Here is an 18070-nt window from a genome sequence, read left to right as displayed (position 1 = left end):
GATAGTTAGCAAACTAACAGTGTGTGTTTCCCCTCGTGCCGAAAAACCTCGACGCTCTCCAGATGAACATCAGCAGCTCCATGGTGGTGGCCGCCAGGCATTGGCGGAAGATCTGCCAGACCACGCTGGTCAACTATGGAATCTCCGAAGCCTGCGCCGTTCCGTTGTTGATGATCGGGCGTTTGGGCGAGGGTGTGCGGCAGGTGACGGTGGCGCAGGCGGCCGGGATGGAGAGCCCATCCCTGGTGCGCCTGCTGGATCAGCTGTGTCATGCCGGCTACGTCTGCCGCACCGAAGACGCCCATGACCGGCGCGCCAAATGCCTGAGCCTGACCGAGACCGGTCGTGAGTTGGTGCAAGCCGTCGAAGTCGAGCTGGTGCGTTTGCGCCATGAGGTGCTCGAAGGGATCGATCAGAGTGATCTGGAAGCAGCGTTGCGGGTGCTGAGGGCTTTTGAATCGGCCAATCATCTGCCGGTGATTAGCCCTTGAGCGGATTTTTTACCGGCATGCCCCCGGCGCGGGACTGGTTCTACGGTGTGCGAACGTTCGCGGCATCGATGATCGCGTTGTACATCGCCATGCTCATGCAAATGCCCCGGCCTTACTGGGCGATGGCCACGGTCTACATCGTTTCCAGTCCGTTTCTCGGCCCTACCAGTTCCAAGGCGCTGTACCGCGCGGTCGGCACCCTTCTCGGTGCCGCGGCTGCGGTTTTTTTCGTGCCGATGTTCGTCCAGAGCCCCTATGTGCTGGTGGTGGTCATCGCGCTGTGGACCGGGATTCTGCTGTTTCTGTCGCTGCACCTGCGCACGGCCAACAGCTACGCGCTGATGCTCGCCGGTTACACCTTGCCGCTGATCGCCCTGCCGGTGGTGGATAACCCGTTGGGGGTGTGGGACGTGGCCGAAGCGCGGACGGAAGAAATCTTCCTCGGCATCGCCGTGGCCGCGGTGGTCGGCGCCATGTTCTGGCCTCGGCGGCTGGCGCCGGTGTTCAACGATTCGGTGAACAAATGGTTTGCCGATGCCTCGACTTACAGCCTGCGTTTCCTCAGCCGCAACGTGCAGCCAGACGAAGTGAGCGCGCTGCGTTCGTCGATGGTCGCGACCTTCAACACGCTGGAATTGATGATCGGCCAGTTGCCCCACGAAGGCGCACGGCCGCAAACGGTGCGCAACACCAAGGAACTGCGCGGGCGAATGATTCATTTGCTGCCGGTGATTGATGCTCTTGATGACGCGCTCTATGCCCTTGAACGGCGCACGCCGGAGCTTGTGGATAAGTTCGCGCCGCTGCTGGCGGCGACCACCGAATGGCTCGACCACAAAGACGCCGACCTCGCCCGCTGGCAAGCGCTGAAAGATCAACTCGAAGCGCTGCAACCGTCCGCCGAAGCGCTGGATGATCGCAAACAGCTGCTGTTCTCCAACGCCCTGTATCGCCTCGGCGAGTGGATCGATGTGTGGCAGGACTGCCGCAGCCTGCAGTACGCCATCCAGTGCGAAAGCCAGGACAGCTGGCGCGCGGTCTATAGGCACTGGCGGCTCGGTCGGCTGTCGCCGTTTCTCGACCGTGGGCTGATGCTCTATTCGGCGGCGTCCACGGTCGCCGCCATCATCGTTGCTTCGGTGCTGTGGATTCTGCTCGGCTGGACCGACGGCGGCGCCGCGGTGATTCTGGCGGCGGTGGCGTGCAGCTTTTTCGCCTCGATGGACGACCCGGCACCGCAGATTTTCAGATTCTTTTTCTGGACGGCGATGTCGGTGTTGTTCGCCAGTCTTTATCTGTTTCTGGTCCTGCCCAACCTGCATGACTTCCCGATGCTGGTGCTGGCGTTTGCCGTGCCGTTTATCTGCATCGGCACCCTGACGGTAAAACCGCAGTTCTATCTGGGCATGCTGCTGACCCTCGTCAACACGTCATCGTTCATCAGTATTCAGGGCGCCTACGACGCGGATTTCCTCAGCTTCGCCAACTCCAACCTGGCCGGTCCCGTGGGCTTGTTGTTCGCCTTCGTCTGGACCCTGATCGCCCGGCCGTTCGGCGCCGAACTGGCGGCCAAGCGCCTGACCCGTTTCGCCTGGCGCGACATTGTCAGCCTCACTGAACCGGCTTCGCTGGCCGATCACCGGCACCTCGGCGTGCAGATGCTCGATCGCCTGATGCAGCATTTGCCGCGCCTGGCCATGACCGGCCAGGACACTGGCATCGCCCTGCGGGAAGTGCGCGTGGCGCTGAACCTGCTGGATTTGCTCGCCTATACGCCGCGAGTACTCGGCATACCGCAAGTGCTGTTGCACCAGGTGGTGGCCGAGGTTGGCGAGTATTTCAAGGCCTGCCTCAAGGCTGGCGAACGGTTGCCGGCGCCGAGCCCGTTGCTGATGACCCTGGATCGCACCCGCCGTGCCCTCAACACGGAGTGCGATGAAGGTGCGCGTCTGCATCTGCTGCACGCCTTGAGCGGCCTGCGTTTGTCGCTGCTGCCAGGGGTGGAATTCGTCGGCGCCGGCGAGCTCGAAGAACCGCTTCCCCATGGCATCGATGGAGCGCCTTTATGATCGGTGACCTGGATATCAGCGGGGTGTTTCTGCCCACGCTGCTGGTGCTGATGGGCATTACGTATGTGTTGTTCCTGCTGGTGCACGGGTTGCTGACGCGTCTGCACTTTTACCGTCTGGTCTGGCACCGGGCATTGTTTAACGTGGCTCTCTACGCTGTGCTGCTCGGCGCCGTGGACTCACTCAGTCGATACCTGATGACATGAAAAAACCTTTTTTGACCATCGGTCGCGTGGTGCTGACGCTGCTGATCGTGACCTTCGCCGTTGTCGTGGTCTGGCGCATGGTGATGTATTACATGTTCGCGCCCTGGACCCGCGACGGCCACATTCGTGCCGACATCGTGCAGATCGCGCCGGACGTGTCCGGGCTGATCCAGCGAGTCGACGTGCGTGACAACCAATTAGTCAAACGTGGCCAAGTGCTGTTCAGCATTGACCAGGACCGTTTCAAACTGGCCCTGCGTCAGGCCAAGGCGGCAGTCGCCGACCGGCAGGAAACCCTGGCGCAGGCGCAACGCGAAGCCAAGCGTAACCGTGGCCTCGGCAATCTGGTGCCCGGTGAGCAACTGGAAGAGAGCCAGTCCCGGGTGGCCCGCGCCGAAGTGGCGTTGATGGAAGCTCAGGTGGCGGTGGACAGCGCCCAGCTCAACCTTGACCGCTCGACCATCCGCAGCCCGGTGGATGGCTACGTCAACGACCGTGCACCGCGCAACCAGGAATTCGTCACCGCCGGGCGTCCGGTGTTGTCGGTGGTGGACAGCAATTCGTTCCACATCGACGGTTATTTTGAAGAAACCAAACTGGACGGCATCCATGTCGGCCAGAGCGTCGATATTCGGGTGATCGGCGATCGGGCTCGCCTGCGCGGGCATGTGGAAAGCATCGTCGCCGGCATCGAAGACCGCGACCGCAGCAGCGGCAGCAACTTGCTGCCCAACGTCAACCCGGCGTTCAGCTGGGTACGGCTGGCCCAGCGGATTCCGGTGCGGATCGCCTTCGACGATGTGCCGGCGGATTTCCGCATGATTGCCGGTCGTACGGCGACGGTTTCTATTATGGATGACCGCCAGCAGGAGCCCGCGAAATGAGCAGGGCCTCGGGTTTGGCTATCGCCGGATTAGGCCTGTTGCTGTCGGCCTGTCAGGTGGTCGGGCCGGATTATCACTTGCCGGACGAGGCCGCCGTACGCCGTGAAGATTTGCAGGGCGACTTGGCAGTGAACGGCAAAAATGTCGTCTCGGCGCCGGTGCCCAGCGATTGGTGGCGCTTGTATCAAGATCCGCGCCTCGATCAATTGGTCGAGCAGGCCATGGCCTCCAACACCGATTTACGCGTGGCAGCGGCGAACCTTTCCCGAGCGCGCGCGCAGGTCGATGAAGCTCAAGCGGCCGGTGGCTGGAGCGGCGGGGTGAAGATGGGCGCCCAGCGTTTGCAGGAGTCCGGCGAAGCATTCCTGCTGCCGGAGAAAGTGCCGGTGGCCAACGTCGGCGACATTGGCATTACCACCTCGTATCAGTTCGACCTGTTTGGCACGTTGCAACGCGGCATCGAAGCGGCCAAGGCTAATGCCGATGCGACGCAAGCCGCGGCGGATACCGCACGAATCACCTTGGTAGCCGATGTGGTTCGGGCCTACACCCAAGTCTGCGCCGCCAACGAAGAGCAGGAAATCGCCCAGCATTCCCTCGACTTGCAAGCCCAGAGCACCACGCTGATCCAACGTCTGCGTGACGCTGGTCGCGGTGACGAAACTCAGGTGACCCGCTCACAAACCCAATTCAAATCCTTGCGCGCCGACATGCCGCGTTATGAGGCGGCCCGTCAGGCCGGGTTGTTCCGCTTGTCGATGCTGTTGGCCAAACCGCTGGAGCAACTGCCAGCCGGCACCGACCGCTGCGCGGAGCTGCCAAAGATTGCGCAATTATTACCGGTCGGTGACGGCGCAACGTTGCTCAAGCGCCGTCCTGATGTGCGGCAGGCCGAGCGACGACTGGCTGCCGCGACCGCTGGCATCGGCATCGCCACCGGCGAGTTGTACCCGGACATCAGCATCGGCGCGACCGTCGGTACCGTCGGCATCCTGGAAAACCTCGGCAAACCGGCGACCAATCGCTGGGGCTTCGGGCCGCTGCTGACCTGGACCGTGCCGTCCAACGGCTCCCGGGCGCGAATCCGCGAGGCCGAAGCCTCCACCCAAGGCGCGCTGGCACATTTCGATGGCGTGGTGCTCAACGCCATCCGCGAAACCCAAACCGGTCTGGCCCAGTACTCCGCGTTGCTGCAACGTCGCGACGCGCTGGCCGACGCCGAGCAGTCGGCGCAATTGGCCGCAGACCAGACCCACCGCTTCTTCCAGGCTGGCCGCGCATCGTTCCTGGCGGACTTGCAAGCGACCCGCACCTACACCGACGTGCGGGCGCAACTGGCTTCCGCCAGCACGCAGGTTGCCATGAGCCAGATCGATTTGTTCCTGGCATTGGGCGGCGGCTGGGAAAGCGGACGAACGCAAGGCACGAACTCCGGCAAACCCTGAGGCCGTTGCTATGCTTTGATTTGATGAGGTCGCGCGTCGAACTCATCAATCAAGGCTCGCGTTGGTCATGGGGATTCCAATAATGAAAAACCCTTATGCTCCCGGCTTCTGGTGCGCTATAGCGGCATTGGTGTTGCTGTCGGCCACCTATTTCTACGGCATCATGCTGGCCAACCAGATCGACAAGGCGCTGGTGTTCCTCGACAGCGCCGCGGCATTGATTGCCGTGATGGCAATCGTGGTGGTGGCCTGGGCGTCGGTCCAGGGTCAGCGCATCAAAAAAAGACAGCTTGAACAAGGCAAGACCCTGGTGCTGATCTGGGACACCAAGGTCGCGCTGCGCCGTGTCGAAACGGTATTCGATCGGTATTTCTGGGGCAGTTACTGGCAACCGGGGCGTACGTTCCAGGAAGTCATGGGCGAACTCACCGGCACACCGCTGGAAAAAAGCCTCGAAACCCTGAAAAAACAATGCCAGGCGCTGGACAAGCAAGTGTCCGAGGAGGGCTGGCACTGGCTCAATAACGCCCGTGAACTCTCCGATGTCGCCACTGCCATGGCCCGCGAACGTTATCAGCTGGATTTTTGCGACCCACGCTCGGAATCCCCAAGCGGCACGGCGGTGATCAATCGTGACTTCGAAGTGCTGGTCTATACATGGACCGCACGGCTCAAGAGCTTTGATCATCAGCTTGATGAGATCGAGGTTCAGTATTCCTGATCTGTGTTTGCAGGGCTGACGCCATCGCGAGCAGGCTCACTCCCACATGGGGTATGTGTCGATCACAACACCCTGTGGGAGCGAGCCTGCTCGCGATGGCGATTTCATATCCGCCGAAACTCTCGCCCCCTGCCAGTTGTCCACAAGCAGTGACACTCCATAGACACTCTTTCACCTTTAATCATTGGGTCGCCTGGTGCGCCTGATGCTAATCTCCATCGCACTTTTATCGCAGTCGTGACCGTAACCCGTCGGGTTCAGGGAAGACGACCACACCTTCAAACAACGGACATTGATCGGGTCATTCATGAATAAATCAGCAGGCGTGCTTCTTGGAATCGTCGTTGCCATCGGTGCAATCAGCGCCGGCGGGGCCTGGTACACCGGCACCAAACTCGAAGGTGTGCTGAACACCTCGATCGCCGACGCCAACAAAGAGTTGCAAGCCGCGCTGGTCGGTTCCAACGGCACGGCGTCGCTGGAGCTGGTGTCGCTGGAGCGCCATGTGTTCAGCAGCACCGCACACTACCGCCTCAAGGGCGAAGGCGAGATGTTCGGTGAAGCACCGGTGGAGTTGCTGTTCGTCGATCGCATCGAACACGGTCCGCTGCCGTTTTCGCGCCTGGTGTCGCTGAAGTGGCTGCCGGTCCTGGCGACCAGTCACTACGAACTGGAAAGAACCCCGACCACCGAGAAATGGTTCGTCGCTGCCAAGGACAAATCGCCACTCACGGGCGTGGTCAACATTGGTTACGACAATGCGACCAACGGCACCCTGCAATTACTGCCGCTGGACGTCGCGCTTGACGACAAGTCCAGCCTGACATTCTCCGGGCTGAACCTCGATGTCGCCGCCAGCGCACAAGCGCAGAAGCTCAAGGCCGACGGTTACATGGACAGCCTGACACTGAGCACGGTGGCTGAAGATCAGACGCCGGTGAAGGTCGAACTGAACGGTCTGACCCTGGCCAGCAACCTGACAAAAAGTACCTACGGCTACTACACCGGCGAGAACACCGTTGAGCTGACTGACAGCAAGACCACCTTCGGCGCCAAGCAGTCGATCTTGGGTTTCAAGAAATTTGAAATGAAGAACCAGACCGAGGAATCCGGCACCAGCGCTTCGGGGCGTGCCGATTACAAGGTGGGTGAAGTGACTCTGAACGGGAAGGCTGTCGGGTCTGCGCAGATGGCCATGAGCCTGAAGAACCTCGACATCCCGGCAACCATGTCGTTGATGCAGATTTACCAGACCAAACTGCAACCGTACGAGAGGGCCGCCGCTGAGGCCGTGGCTGCGGGTGAACCGGCGCCAGAGCTGGTCCTGACCCCGGCCGAAGAGGCGCAGGTCAAAACAGGCCTGGAGAAACTGCTGGCCGCCGGCCCGCAGGTCGCCCTGGAGAATCTGTCGTTCAACACCCCCAATGGCGAAAGCCGCGCCAACCTGGTGCTCGACCTGACCAAACCACAATCCATGGACCTACCGCCCGACCAACTGACCCAACAGCTGATCGCACTGCTGGACGTCAACGTGAAAGTGTCCAAGCCAATGCTCGTCGACCTGCTGAGCGTGCAGTCGCAAATCGACGGTCAGACCGACGCCAAGCTCATCGCCGATCAGGCCACGGCTACCGCCGACATGTTTGGCAGCATGGCAATCGGTACGCAGTTGGCAAAACTGGATGGCAACAACATCGTTTCCAAACTGCACTACGCCAATAATCAGGTGGAATTCAACGGCCAGAAGATGACCGTCGAAGAGTTTGTCGGGTTTGTCATGAGCAAATTCGGCGGGAATGTCACCGTCGAGTAAAACCAGGGCTTACACACCGACGCCCGGCCTCTGCACAACGCAGACGCCGGGCGTTTTGCTGTCTGGCGTTTGAAATGGGGGGAACAGCCGTCAATTCAGGTCCCTAATCAGCCGCCACGCCTCGTCCACCGTCAACGGCTGTTTCATCCGTTCGGCGAGCATCGCTATCGCACGTTCTTCATCGCATGCCACTGCGGCGACCACCAATCCCTCCTTGCCGAACAGGCCGATAAAGGGTGGATGGTCAGGGTCGCCTTTGAACTCGACCTCATCCCAGGTCGCGGCGTGGCCAAGGTAGTCGTAGTTTTTACCGAAGTGCCAGGTCCAGAAATAGGGCACGTCGAGGTAATGCTCGTCGCCGCCGAGCATGTTCATCGCCGCGATCCGTGCCTGTTGTTGTGCCAGGCGCCAATGTTCGATTCGTTGGGGCTGGCCGTTGAGCGGGAAGGTCGCGATATCGCCGGCGGCCCAAAGCCCATCGGTCACGCGCATCCCGCCGTCGACCTTCAGCGACTGGTCTTTTTCCAGGGGAAGGCCAGTCAATGCGCCGGTTGCCGGACTGACGCCAATGCCGACCAACACCAGATCCGCCGGTAAACGTTGACCGTTGTCCAGGCGTACCGCTTCAACCTTGGTCGTTCCTTCGACGTGCGTTGCGTTGCCATCCGTATGAAACACCACGCCGTTGGCCTCGTGCAGGGCACGAATCGCCTTGCCGACGGCCTCGCCAAACTGTTTGGCAAAAGGCACTGCATGGCGGGCCAGAACGGTGACGTCCAGACCGTATTGACGCAGGGAGGACGCGGATTCCATGGCAATAAAACTGTCGCCGATGATCACCGCTCGTTGGCCTGGTTGTGCCGAGCGCAGAATCCGCTGCGCCTGATCCTTCGAACGCAGCACGAACACCTGCGGCAGGTCGGCGCCAGGCAGCGTCAGCGGGTTGGGTGTGCCACCGGTGGCGAGCAGGGCAGCGTCGTAGCTCAGCGATTGACCATCAGCCAGGTGCAAGGTCTTGTTCGCGGCGTCCAGGCTCTTCACTTCAGCGTTTATCCGCTCAATGCGCTGTTCGCGGTAAAAGTCTTCATCACGCAGCGGCGGGACTTCTTCCGGCGGCATCTCCCCGGCAATCACGAATTTACTCAAGACCGTGCGGTCGTAACCGGCGTCGGTTTCACGGTCGATCAACAGCACCCGCCCACCGAAGCCCTTTTCGCGCAATGCTGCCGCGCACGCCGTGCCTGCCGCACCGGCACCGATGATCACAAACGTTCGCTCGTCGTCCGCTGGTGGGGTGTGAGCGTCGGACATCGGCTGATCGTCGACCCAGACCTCGCCATCGCGCACTTCCAGCGGATAGCGCTTGAGACTGTCCAGGGCCGGCGGTTCGCACAGCGCACCGTCCTCGATTCGATACGCGGCCTTGTGCCAGGGGCAGATCAAACGTCCGTGGCACAGAGCGCCTTCAGCCAGCGGCGCCCCGGCATGGGGGCATTCGCCCTGAAAAGCGCGCAAATGATCGCCCACCCGCAGCAGGACAATTTTCGTGTCCGCGATCTGGACCTCAAGGCCCCGGTTTTCGGACACATCGGCGAAACGGGCGACGCGGTGCAGTGCCATGATCACTCTCCAGGCAAGCGTTTCACTTAAGAGTTTGGCGCTTATCTTGAGGTTCAGCCAATTCTCAGTGCCAGCGAGTGAACGGTCCGGCTATAGTTTGCACGCCGACGACGGCCCCACCCGCACAAGGTGCTCCGGTATGACCCGATTGACCTCTCTGAAACCTTGGCTGGCGGCCGTTGCAGTCGCCCTTTGCGTGCAATTTCCGGCGCAGGCCCAGGAGCGTTTCACCCTGAACATCCCAGGTGTCACCGATGATCGATTGTTTACCTCGGCTGCCGCCAGCGATGCGCCCAATTGTGGTGGGCACAACCAGTCACCGGCCTTGAACTGGAACGCCGGCCCGGCGGGCACCCTGAGTTACGCCATTGTCATGCACGATCCTGACGGCCAAAAGGGCCAAGGCGTCGATCACTGGGTGCATTACGGCATCAAAGCCACGACTCATCAGATTGCCGCCGGCGTCGGCGCAAAATCCGCCCTTGAAGGTGTCAGTGGCACCAACAGCAAAGGCACCACAGGTTATATGGGCCCTTGCCCGCCGGTCGGTGACAGTGCGCATCACTACATCATCCAGCTCTACGCCCTGGATCTGGCGCCGGACGCTTTGCCCGCGGGCCTGACGCGCGCGCAGCTACTGGAAAAAATCAAAGGCCATGTGCTGAAAAACAGCAGTGTGGTGCGGCGTTATCACCGCTGAAATTAATTTCGGCCGGTTTAACCCGAAGCTGAAGAGGGGCTCGTCTCAGAGGATGAATGGATCAATTTCCTCCTGAGGTCAGCCCCCATGTCCCTCCCTCTGCATTTCCTCCGCCCGGCCGCCCAGGGTTTCGCCGCCGGGTTGCTGCTGGCGATTACTGGTTGCGGCGTTTCATCCAAGCCTGATTCCGCCTCGGCTCCGCCACCGGCTCAAGGTGCGCTGCCGGCTGAAGTACTGGTGCGCAGCGAGGCTGTCATGGCGGACACCTCGATGGCCAAGCGCAGCGTTCGTCCGGCGCCGACGGCGAGCTATGCGCCGCTGCCCGCGGGCGAGGCTTATCCGCAGGGATATCGGGATGAGCAACGGGAGCAGTATCAAGCGCTGGCGGATAACCCGATTCACAGCGTGGCCGAAGCGCCCGTCTCGACCTTCAGCGCCGACGTCGATACCGGCGCTTACGCCAACGTCCGCCGCTTGCTCAATCAGGGGCGCTTGCCACCGGAAGGTGCGGTGCGACTGGAGGAAATGGTCAATTACTTTCCCTACGATTACGCATTGCCCACCGATGGCTCGCCCTTCGGCGTGACCACCGAGCTGGCGCCGTCGCCGTGGAACCCGCATACCCGGTTGCTGCGCATCGGCATCAAGGCCTCGGACCGCGCGGTCGCGGAACTGGCCCCGGCGAACCTGGTGTTTCTGGTGGACGTGTCCGGCTCGATGGACCGGCGCGAGGGTTTGCCGCTGGTCAAAAGCACCCTGAAATTGCTGGTCGATCAATTGCGCGAGCAGGACCGGGTTTCATTGGTCGTCTATGCCGGTGATTCGCGTGTGGTGCTGGAGCCGACCTCCGGACGCGACAAAGCGAAAATTCGTACGGCCATCGATCAATTAACCGCCGGCGGATCGACCGCAGGAGCGTCAGGTATCGAACTGGCTTATCAAATGGCGCAGCAGGCGTTTATTCCCAAGGGCATCAACCGCATCCTGCTGGCCACCGACGGTGACTTCAACGTCGGTATCAGCGACTTCGACAGCCTCAAGCAAATGGCTGTGGATAAACGCAAGACCGGCGTTTCCCTGACCACATTGGGTTTTGGTGTGGATAACTACAATGAACACCTGATGGAACAGTTGGCCGATGCCGGCGACGGCAACTATGCCTACATCGACAACCTGCGCGAGGCGCGCAAGGTGCTGGTGGATCAGCTCGGTTCGACCCTCGCGGTCGTGGCGAAAAATGTGAAGCTGCAAGTGGAGTTCAACCCGGCACAGGTCAGTGAATATCGGCTGTTGGGGTATGAGAATCGCGCGTTGAAACGTGAAGACTTCAGCAACGACAAGGTCGATGCCGGTGAAATCGGTGCAGGGCATACGGTGACGGCGTTGTACGAAATTGTGCCCAAGGGTGAGAAGGGCTGGCTGGAGCCGCTGCGGTATGGCAACTCCGGAGCAGTTGCTTCCGGGAAATCTGGGGAAATGGCCATGCTGCGCGTGAGATATCAGTTGCCCGAAGGTGGGAACAGTCGCTTGATTGAGCGGCCGATCACTGACAATGCTGCGCCAGCCAGTGAAGACCTGCGATTTGCGGCGGCCGTGGCGGCGTTTTCCCAGCAACTGAAGGATGGGCGCTATACCGGTGATTTCAGCCTGAAGGATACCGAGGCGTTGGCGCGCGGTGCGCGGGGCGAAGATCGATTTGGTCTGCGGGCAGAGTTCGTGCAATTGGTGGAGTTGGCGCAAAGTCTGCGAACCACGACCGCATCGAATAGTGAGCCGCTTAAAGGAGGCTACAACTGAAATGTCAGCTCCTGAATCGAGCGACGAATCGCTGCTGGCCCGTTATCGCGCAGGCGACGGGCCGGCGTTCGAGATTCTGTACGCCCGCCACCGCCAAGGGCTCTACCGATTCCTGCTCGGCCTGAGCGGCAAGTCCGAGCTGGCCGAAGAGGTTTACCAGGAAACCTGGTTGAGCCTGATCCGCAGCACCAGTCAGCCACAAGGCCGGGCGAATTTTCGTACCTGGCTTTACCAGATTGCCCGCAATCGACTGATCGATCACTGGCGCAAACACGGAATCCACAACCCCTTGCACGACAGCTATGACGAACAAATCCACGCGCTGAGCGATGACGCTGCCGATCCCGAACAACTGCTGAGCCTGAGCCGCGACAACCAGCGCCTCGAAGCGGCCCTGCAAAACCTGCCCGCTGATCAGCGCGAAGTGTTCCTGCTGCGCGCCCATGGCGATCTCGACCTGCCGCAGATCGCCACCCTCACCGAAACACCGCTGGAAACCGTCAAAAGCCGCTTGCGCTACGCCCAGCAAAAACTGCGTCGGCTGCTGGCCGAGGAGGTACTGACATGACTGACGCCCGTCCTACGCCAGAAGATGAAGTGTTGAAGCACTATCGTGAACACGCGACCAGCGAACCGCCGGCCCATCTCGACAAGTTCCTCCTGGCTGCCGCACAGCGCGAAGTGCCTGTGCAGAAGCCTGGTCTATGGAAACGCTGGGTCCAGGCCTGCCAGAAACCCCGTTGGCAGGTCGCATTTGCCAGCCTTGTCGGAGTGGCCCTGATGCTGGCACTGGTACAGCGCACGGAGGAGCAACCGCCGAGTTACGACTTCGCGCCTGCACCCAAAGCGTCTGCACCGGCCGCCAAAAAAGAAGCACCGTCATCGGTTGCGCGTTCTCTGGCTGCCCCGGCCGGTGCGATGTCCGCCCCCGCGCCTGCGGCGCCAATGGCCGATCTTGCCGCCCCCGCGCAGAGCGAATCGATCAATGCCGAAATAGCCGATGAAGCGAAGGTCAGCAAACGCCCGGCGATAGCTCCGGCAACGTTTATCGACGATCAATTAAGGGAAGTGATCCGCCTGCAAAAGGCTGGTCAGGCTCAAGCGGCCGCTGACCTGATGGCGACATTGCATAAACGCTTTCCCAAGGAAAATCTCACGGACAGACTCAAGGATTTGCAGAAAAACTGAAGGACACAACGGTCGCCAATTTGGCATCGACACCCGAAAGCGCGCACTATCGGCCCATAGCCGATGCGTTGGAGGTAGCCATGGCGAAAAAAATCGACCGCATCGCCCAAATGCTCAACTGCCCGGTGAAGGGTCAGGAATTACGGCGCGCGGTGACTGAGAGTCGTAAGGAGTTTCTGCTGGCGAAGCAGGCAGAAGAAGCGTTTGAGGAAGACGTTCTTGATGATGAAGTGGTCGAGGACGAAGAGGATGATGAATACGACGAGTTTGATTGGACGACTGAATGAAAAAACCACTTCGGCGGTTTTTTGTGTGCGCTCAGACGGCCCGTTCCTTGATAATCGAGCAACTATAAAGTGTAAAAGCTCAGACTTGATCTGACAGTTACCGTGTTTTCTGTTGTGACTGTCAGATCAAGTCGAGCTTTCCATATCTCACAGGCGATTTTTTTGTGAAATGCTGCGTAGTGCCTCAATGCCCAAACCTTCACCCTCCGCTTCCTTCAGGCTCCGGCGCTGCTCGGCATAGCGTTCATACTCCGCCCGCGCTTTTTCTTCAGCTTCCTGTTTACTGATCTTTCCCGCACCTTGCAGAACTTCACGGCTGTTGAATTCTAGAAATTGGTCCAGCTTCTCCTGCCAGTCCCGTAGAAAAACCTGCTTGCGCATCAATGCCTGATCTTCTGCGAAATCCAGCCACATGGTGACGATGCGATTTAGCGCGCTGATTTCTTCTTGATTAAGATAGTTCTTGGCGATGGTGACATCGCTTTTGCGCACCTCATCTCCTTTGAAGCCGGTTAACCCCATGTTCAGCTTGGTAGCGTCAACGCGATGAGCAATCAACTCGGCTGCCGTCAGGCCGGTGCTAGCGAAATGCAGCTTATTTTGAATGATCTGGAAAAACGCGGTGGTCTCTTTGTTTGTTGGCGCATAGTCCGCAGCCATCGCGAAGATATCCCTTACCCTTAAATAAACCCGCCGCTCGCTGGCCCGGATATCGCGTATGCGTTCCAACATTTCGTCGAAATAATCGGGTACCAGTGAATGCCCTACAGGAGGATTTCTCAACCTTTCGTCATCCATCACGAAACCCTTGATCAGGTACTCCTGCAGAGTTTGCGTAGCCCACTGACGGAACTGGGTACCGCGTTTAGAGCGGACTCGGTAACCCACTGCGAGAATCAGCGGAAGGCTGAAGTATTTGACGTTGTAAGGTTTGTTGTCAGCGGCAGTTGTTCGGTAAAACCGAACAACTGAATCTTCCACTAACTCGCCCTCCGCGAGGATGTGGCTGATGTGCTCGCTGATGGTGGCTTTGGCCTTACCATACAATTCGCAGATCATCGCCTGGGAGAGCCAAAGCGTATCGGCTCCGAAGCGACACTCAAGGCGGACCTGACCATCAGCGCTTTGAAACAGCAGAAGTTCGCCTTGTGGTGCAGAAGGAAGGTCGTTGCCTTTTTGATCAATCATCTGGGTGCTCCACAATCAGCCCCGGTTTGTCATTGAGATGGTTGGAACAGGGTCCCCACCGTTGGCACAGTTGAACACTCGAGCCGCAAATCCACCACCATCGTTAACTTGGGCGTCGTCAGTTTTTGTTTCAGACAAAACTGCTTTATTCATTTCATGACATCCACAAAAAAGCCCCAGACCCTAAGATCTGAGGCTTTTTCGTTTCTACGTATGGTGCACCAGGCGGGATTCGAACCCACGACCACTGCCTTCGGAGGGCAGTACTCTATCCAGCTGAGCTACTGGTGCAATGCGGGCGCCATGATACTCATATGCACTGCGGGCGTCCATGCTGCTGAATCGCCTGCGGTTTTCCAAAGCGTAACCTGTGTTTGCTACGTTGATCAGAAAAATTAGGCAAATGCGGCGTTTTCGTTCTTTTTTTCGAACAGGCTATTGTCCTTTACCCCCTTTGATCCTAGGATTCGTTTGAGATTTCAAACGCTCTTGTCTGGGTGCTGAACCGCACGAGTTTCAATCAGTGCGCTATTTATGTGCTTCAGCCCGGTGAATGATTTCCCTGACGGCAGCCTATAAGGCGCCTTTCTACAATCATAATTCGCTCCGCGCTTGCCGCGGTGCTGTTAAGGAAAGCCGACATGCAGCTTAAAGACACCCAGTTGTTCCGCCAGCAAGCCTTTATCGATGGCGCTTGGGTTGATGCGGACAATGGTCAGACGATCAAGGTCAACAACCCGGCAACGGGCGAAATTCTGGGCACCGTGCCGAAAATGGGCGCTGCCGAAACCCGCCGTGCGATCGAAGCCGCTGACAAAGCGCTGCCGGCCTGGCGTGCACTGACCGCCAAGGACCGCGCCAACAAGCTGCGTCGCTGGTTCGAACTGATCATCGAGAACCAGGACGACCTGGCTCGCCTGATGACCCTGGAACAAGGCAAGCCATTGGCCGAAGCCAAGGGTGAAATCGTTTACGCCGCTTCCTTTATCGAGTGGTTCGCCGAAGAAGCCAAGCGCGTCTACGGTGACGTGATTCCAGGTCACCAGCCAGACAAGCGCCTGATCGTGATCAAGCAGCCAATCGGCGTGACCGCTGCAATCACCCCGTGGAACTTCCCGGCCGCGATGATCACCCGTAAAGCCGGCCCGGCCCTGGCCGCCGGTTGCACCATGGTGCTCAAGCCTGCTTCGCAAACTCCGTTTTCCGCATTCGCTCTGGCTGACCTGGCCCAGCGTGCCGGCATTCCAGCCGGTGTGTTCAGCGTTGTGTCCGGCAGTGCCGGCGACATCGGCAGCGAGCTGACCAGCAACCCGATCGTGCGTAAATTGTCCTTCACCGGCTCGACCGAAATCGGTCGTCAGCTGATGGCTGAATGCGCCAAGGACATCAAGAAAGTGTCCCTGGAATTGGGCGGCAACGCGCCGTTCATCGTGTTCGACGACGCGGACCTGGATAAGGCCGTCGAAGGCGCGATCATTTCCAAGTACCGCAACAACGGCCAGACCTGCGTCTGCGCCAACCGTTTGTACATTCAGGATTCGGTCTACGACGCGTTCGCCGAGAAGCTGAAAGTGGCCGTGGCCAAACTCAAGATCGGTAACGGTCTGGAAGAAGGCACCACCACTGGCCCGCTGATCGACGAAAAAGCCGTGGCCAAGGTTCAAGAGCATATTGCTGACGCGATCAGCAAAGGCGCAACCGTTCTGGCAGGTGGCAAGGTCATGGAAGGCAACTTCTTCGAGCCGACCATCCTGACCAACGTGCCGAAAAACGCTGCCGTGGCCAAGGAAGAAACCTTCGGTCCATTGGCTCCACTGTTCCGCTTCAAAGACGAAGCCGAAGTGATCGCGATGTCCAACGACACCGAGTTCGGTCTGGCCTCGTACTTCTATGCTCGCGACCTGGGTCGTGTGTTCCGTGTGGCTGAAGCCCTGGAATACGGCATGGTTGGCGTCAACACCGGGTTGATCTCCAACGAAGTCGCGCCGTTCGGCGGCATCAAGGCGTCGGGCCTGGGCCGTGAAGGCTCCAAGTACGGCATCGAAGATTACCTGGAAATCAAATACCTCTGCCTGGGCATCTAAGCCCGGCTAGGCATTGCTTCAAGCGGAAAGGGCACGAGAGCGCTGTCCCTTTCTGCGCTTCAAACGGAATTTTCTCTGTGGCCGGGAAAGCTGTGGCAGTCGATCATCGCATGCTGCCGTAGTTGCCTCCCCGCCGCATTTTCCTTGAACCACGCCGCCCGATGAGCGGTGAATGAGGACTTTATGAGCAAGACTAACGCATCCCTGATGAAACGCCGCGAAGCCGCTGTACCACGCGGTGTTGGCCAGATTCACCCGATCTTCGCCGAGTCCGCGAAGAACGCCACCGTGACCGACGTTGAAGGTCGCGAGTTCATCGACTTCGCCGGCGGTATCGCCGTGCTGAACACCGGTCACCTGCACCCGAAAATCATCGCCGCCGTGACCGCGCAGCTGAACAAGCTGACTCACACTTGCTTCCAGGTACTGGCTTACGAACCGTATGTAGAGCTGTGCGAAAAAATCAACGCCAAGGTGCCTGGTGATTTCGCCAAGAAAACCCTGCTGGTGACCACCGGTTCCGAAGCGGTAGAAAACGCCGTGAAAATCGCCCGTGCCGCCACTGGCCGTGCCGGCGTGATTGCCTTCACCGGCGCTTACCACGGCCGCACCATGATGACCCTGGGCCTGACCGGTAAAGTCGTGCCTTACTCGGCCGGCATGGGCCTGATGCCAGGCGGCATTTTCCGCGCGCTGTACCCGAACGAACTGCACGGTGTGAGCATCGACGATTCGATCGCCAGCATCGAACGTATCTTCAAGAACGACGCCGAGCCGCGTGACATCGCTGCAATCATCATCGAGCCGGTTCAGGGCGAAGGTGGTTTCTACGTCGCGCCTAAAGAGTTCATGAAGCGTCTGCGCGCGCTGTGCGACCAGCACGGCATCCTGCTGATCGCTGACGAAGTACAAACCGGCGCTGGTCGTACCGGTACGTTCTTCGCCATGGAACAGATGGGCGTTGCTGCCGACCTGACCACCTTCGCCAAATCCATCGCTGGCGGCTTCCCGTTGGCCGGTGTGTGCGGCAAGGCCGAATACATGGACGCCATCGCTCCAGGCGGCCTGGGCGGCACCTACGCCGGTAGCCCGATCGCTTGCGCCGCGGCGCTGGCCGTGATGGAAGTGTTCGAAGAAGAGCACCTGCTGGACCGCTGCAAGGCTGTCGGCGAGCGTCTGGTCACTGGCCTCAAAGCCATCCAGGCCAAATACCCGGTGATCGGCGAAGTCCGTGCCCTGGGCGCGATGATCGCGGTCGAGCTGTTCGTTGACGGCGACAGCCACAAGCCAAACGCTCCAGCAGTAGCCGCGGTTGTGGCCAAGGCGCGCGACAAGGGTCTGATCCTGCTGTCCTGCGGCACTTACGGCAACGTTCTGCGCGTCCTGGTACCACTGACTTCGCCGGACGAGCAACTGGACAAAGGTCTGGCAATCATCGAAGAGTGCTTCTCTGAGCTTTGATTTAAAGTGCTCCGATGAATGTGTGAACTGATCGACAGAAAAACCCGCTTCGGCGGGTTTTTTTGTGTCCCCGGAACACATCAATGGCAAATGCGCTGTATCGAATGGCCGGCATT

At 59.6% G+C, this 18070-nt stretch carries 16 protein-coding genes and 1 tRNA gene; 14 read left to right on the top strand and 3 right to left on the bottom strand.

The genetic code is table 11. The features are described from left to right. Positions 1 to 62: 62 nt before the first annotated feature. From JFU47_RS16440 to JFU47_RS16410, 7 genes are all read left to right on the top strand, one after another. Positions 63 to 491, top strand: a complete 429-nt coding sequence (locus tag JFU47_RS16440; protein ID WP_201184342.1) for a MarR family winged helix-turn-helix transcriptional regulator — start codon at positions 63 to 65, stop codon at positions 489 to 491. Further along, the gene (locus JFU47_RS16435; RefSeq protein WP_201184339.1) at positions 488 to 2560 is read left to right on the top strand and encodes an FUSC family protein; all 2073 of its coding nucleotides are present in this window, start codon (positions 488 to 490) and stop codon (positions 2558 to 2560) included. Before JFU47_RS16440 ends, JFU47_RS16435 begins: the two co-directional genes overlap by 4 nt. Further along, on the top strand, positions 2557 to 2766 hold the full coding sequence (locus JFU47_RS16430) for a DUF1656 domain-containing protein (RefSeq protein ID WP_033058629.1): 210 nt from the start codon (positions 2557 to 2559) through the stop codon (positions 2764 to 2766). The genes JFU47_RS16435 and JFU47_RS16430 overlap by 4 nt, the downstream gene beginning before the upstream one ends. Then, positions 2763 to 3650 carry an efflux RND transporter periplasmic adaptor subunit gene (locus tag JFU47_RS16425; RefSeq protein WP_201184336.1) on the top strand — a complete coding sequence of 296 codons (888 nt, stop codon included), beginning with the start codon at positions 2763 to 2765 and terminating at the stop codon, positions 3648 to 3650. The genes JFU47_RS16430 and JFU47_RS16425 overlap by 4 nt, the downstream gene beginning before the upstream one ends. Further along, positions 3647 to 5095, top strand: a complete 1449-nt coding sequence (locus JFU47_RS16420) for an efflux transporter outer membrane subunit (protein WP_201184333.1) — start codon at positions 3647 to 3649, stop codon at positions 5093 to 5095. Before JFU47_RS16425 ends, JFU47_RS16420 begins: the two co-directional genes overlap by 4 nt. Before the next feature lie 82 nt (positions 5096 to 5177). Beyond that, entirely contained in the window at positions 5178 to 5816 is a 639-nt protein-coding gene (locus JFU47_RS16415; RefSeq protein ID WP_140680352.1) for an NADH:ubiquinone oxidoreductase subunit N, read from the top strand. Positions 5817 to 6123: 307 nt separating this feature from the next. Further along, positions 6124 to 7629, top strand: a complete 1506-nt coding sequence (locus tag JFU47_RS16410) for a YdgA family protein (protein WP_201184329.1) — start codon at positions 6124 to 6126, stop codon at positions 7627 to 7629. 90 nt (positions 7630 to 7719) lie between these two features. Here JFU47_RS16410 and JFU47_RS16405 read toward each other — a convergent pair whose 3' ends face one another. Further along, positions 7720 to 9249 (bottom strand): apoptosis inducing factor family protein, encoded by a 1530-nt coding sequence (locus JFU47_RS16405; protein ID WP_201184326.1) that lies wholly within the window; start codon positions 9247 to 9249, stop codon positions 7720 to 7722. 139 nt (positions 9250 to 9388) lie between these two features. Here JFU47_RS16405 and JFU47_RS16400 point away from each other — a divergent pair, with 139 nt between their 5' ends. The 5 genes from JFU47_RS16400 (at position 9389) to JFU47_RS16380 (ending at position 13221) form a co-directional block, all read left to right on the top strand. Further along, positions 9389 to 9949, top strand: coding sequence for a YbhB/YbcL family Raf kinase inhibitor-like protein (locus JFU47_RS16400; protein WP_201184324.1), 561 nt, complete (start codon positions 9389 to 9391; stop codon positions 9947 to 9949). Between the two features lie 87 nt (positions 9950 to 10036). Then, positions 10037 to 11746: a vWA domain-containing protein gene (locus tag JFU47_RS16395; protein WP_201184323.1), complete on the top strand. Its 1710-nt coding sequence runs from the start codon at positions 10037 to 10039 to the stop codon at positions 11744 to 11746. A 1-nt stretch (position 11747) separates the two neighbouring features. Beyond that, complete coding sequence (locus JFU47_RS16390; RefSeq protein ID WP_201184319.1) at positions 11748 to 12314, top strand: RNA polymerase sigma factor; 567 nt, start codon at positions 11748 to 11750, stop codon at positions 12312 to 12314. Then, a complete protein-coding gene (locus JFU47_RS16385; RefSeq protein WP_201184315.1) occupies positions 12311 to 12934 on the top strand; it encodes a hypothetical protein in 624 nt (207 codons plus the stop codon). The genes JFU47_RS16390 and JFU47_RS16385 overlap by 4 nt, the downstream gene beginning before the upstream one ends. Positions 12935 to 12954: 20 nt before the next feature. After that, complete coding sequence (locus JFU47_RS16380; protein WP_242485125.1) at positions 12955 to 13221, top strand: hypothetical protein; 267 nt, start codon at positions 12955 to 12957, stop codon at positions 13219 to 13221. Between the two features lie 147 nt (positions 13222 to 13368). Here the strand turns inward: JFU47_RS16380 and JFU47_RS16375 are convergent, their stop codons facing one another. Together JFU47_RS16375 and JFU47_RS16370 are read right to left on the bottom strand one after the other, a co-directional pair. Next, the gene (locus tag JFU47_RS16375; RefSeq protein WP_201184311.1) at positions 13369 to 14409 is read right to left on the bottom strand and encodes a virulence RhuM family protein; all 1041 of its coding nucleotides are present in this window, start codon (positions 14407 to 14409) and stop codon (positions 13369 to 13371) included. Positions 14410 to 14623: 214 nt separating this feature from the next. Then, positions 14624 to 14700, bottom strand: a tRNA-Arg gene (locus JFU47_RS16370). A gap of 350 nt (positions 14701 to 15050) precedes the next feature. Between JFU47_RS16370 and gabD the strand changes: the two genes are divergently transcribed. Together gabD and gabT are read left to right on the top strand one after the other, a co-directional pair. Continuing rightward, entirely contained in the window at positions 15051 to 16493 is a 1443-nt protein-coding gene (gabD, locus tag JFU47_RS16365) for an NADP-dependent succinate-semialdehyde dehydrogenase (RefSeq protein ID WP_201184307.1), read from the top strand. 183 nt (positions 16494 to 16676) lie between these two features. Next, positions 16677 to 17954, top strand: a complete 1278-nt coding sequence (gabT, locus tag JFU47_RS16360) for a 4-aminobutyrate--2-oxoglutarate transaminase (RefSeq protein WP_134419251.1) — start codon at positions 16677 to 16679, stop codon at positions 17952 to 17954. Positions 17955 to 18070 lie beyond the last annotated feature (116 nt).

It is taken from the genome of Pseudomonas sp. TH39(2020) (assembly GCF_016650715.1).
Taxonomy (GTDB): Bacteria; Pseudomonadota; Gammaproteobacteria; order Pseudomonadales; family Pseudomonadaceae; genus Aquipseudomonas; species Aquipseudomonas mandelii_C.
Note: the sequence above shows the minus strand (reverse complement) of the source record. Positions and strands in the feature narration are given on the sequence as shown.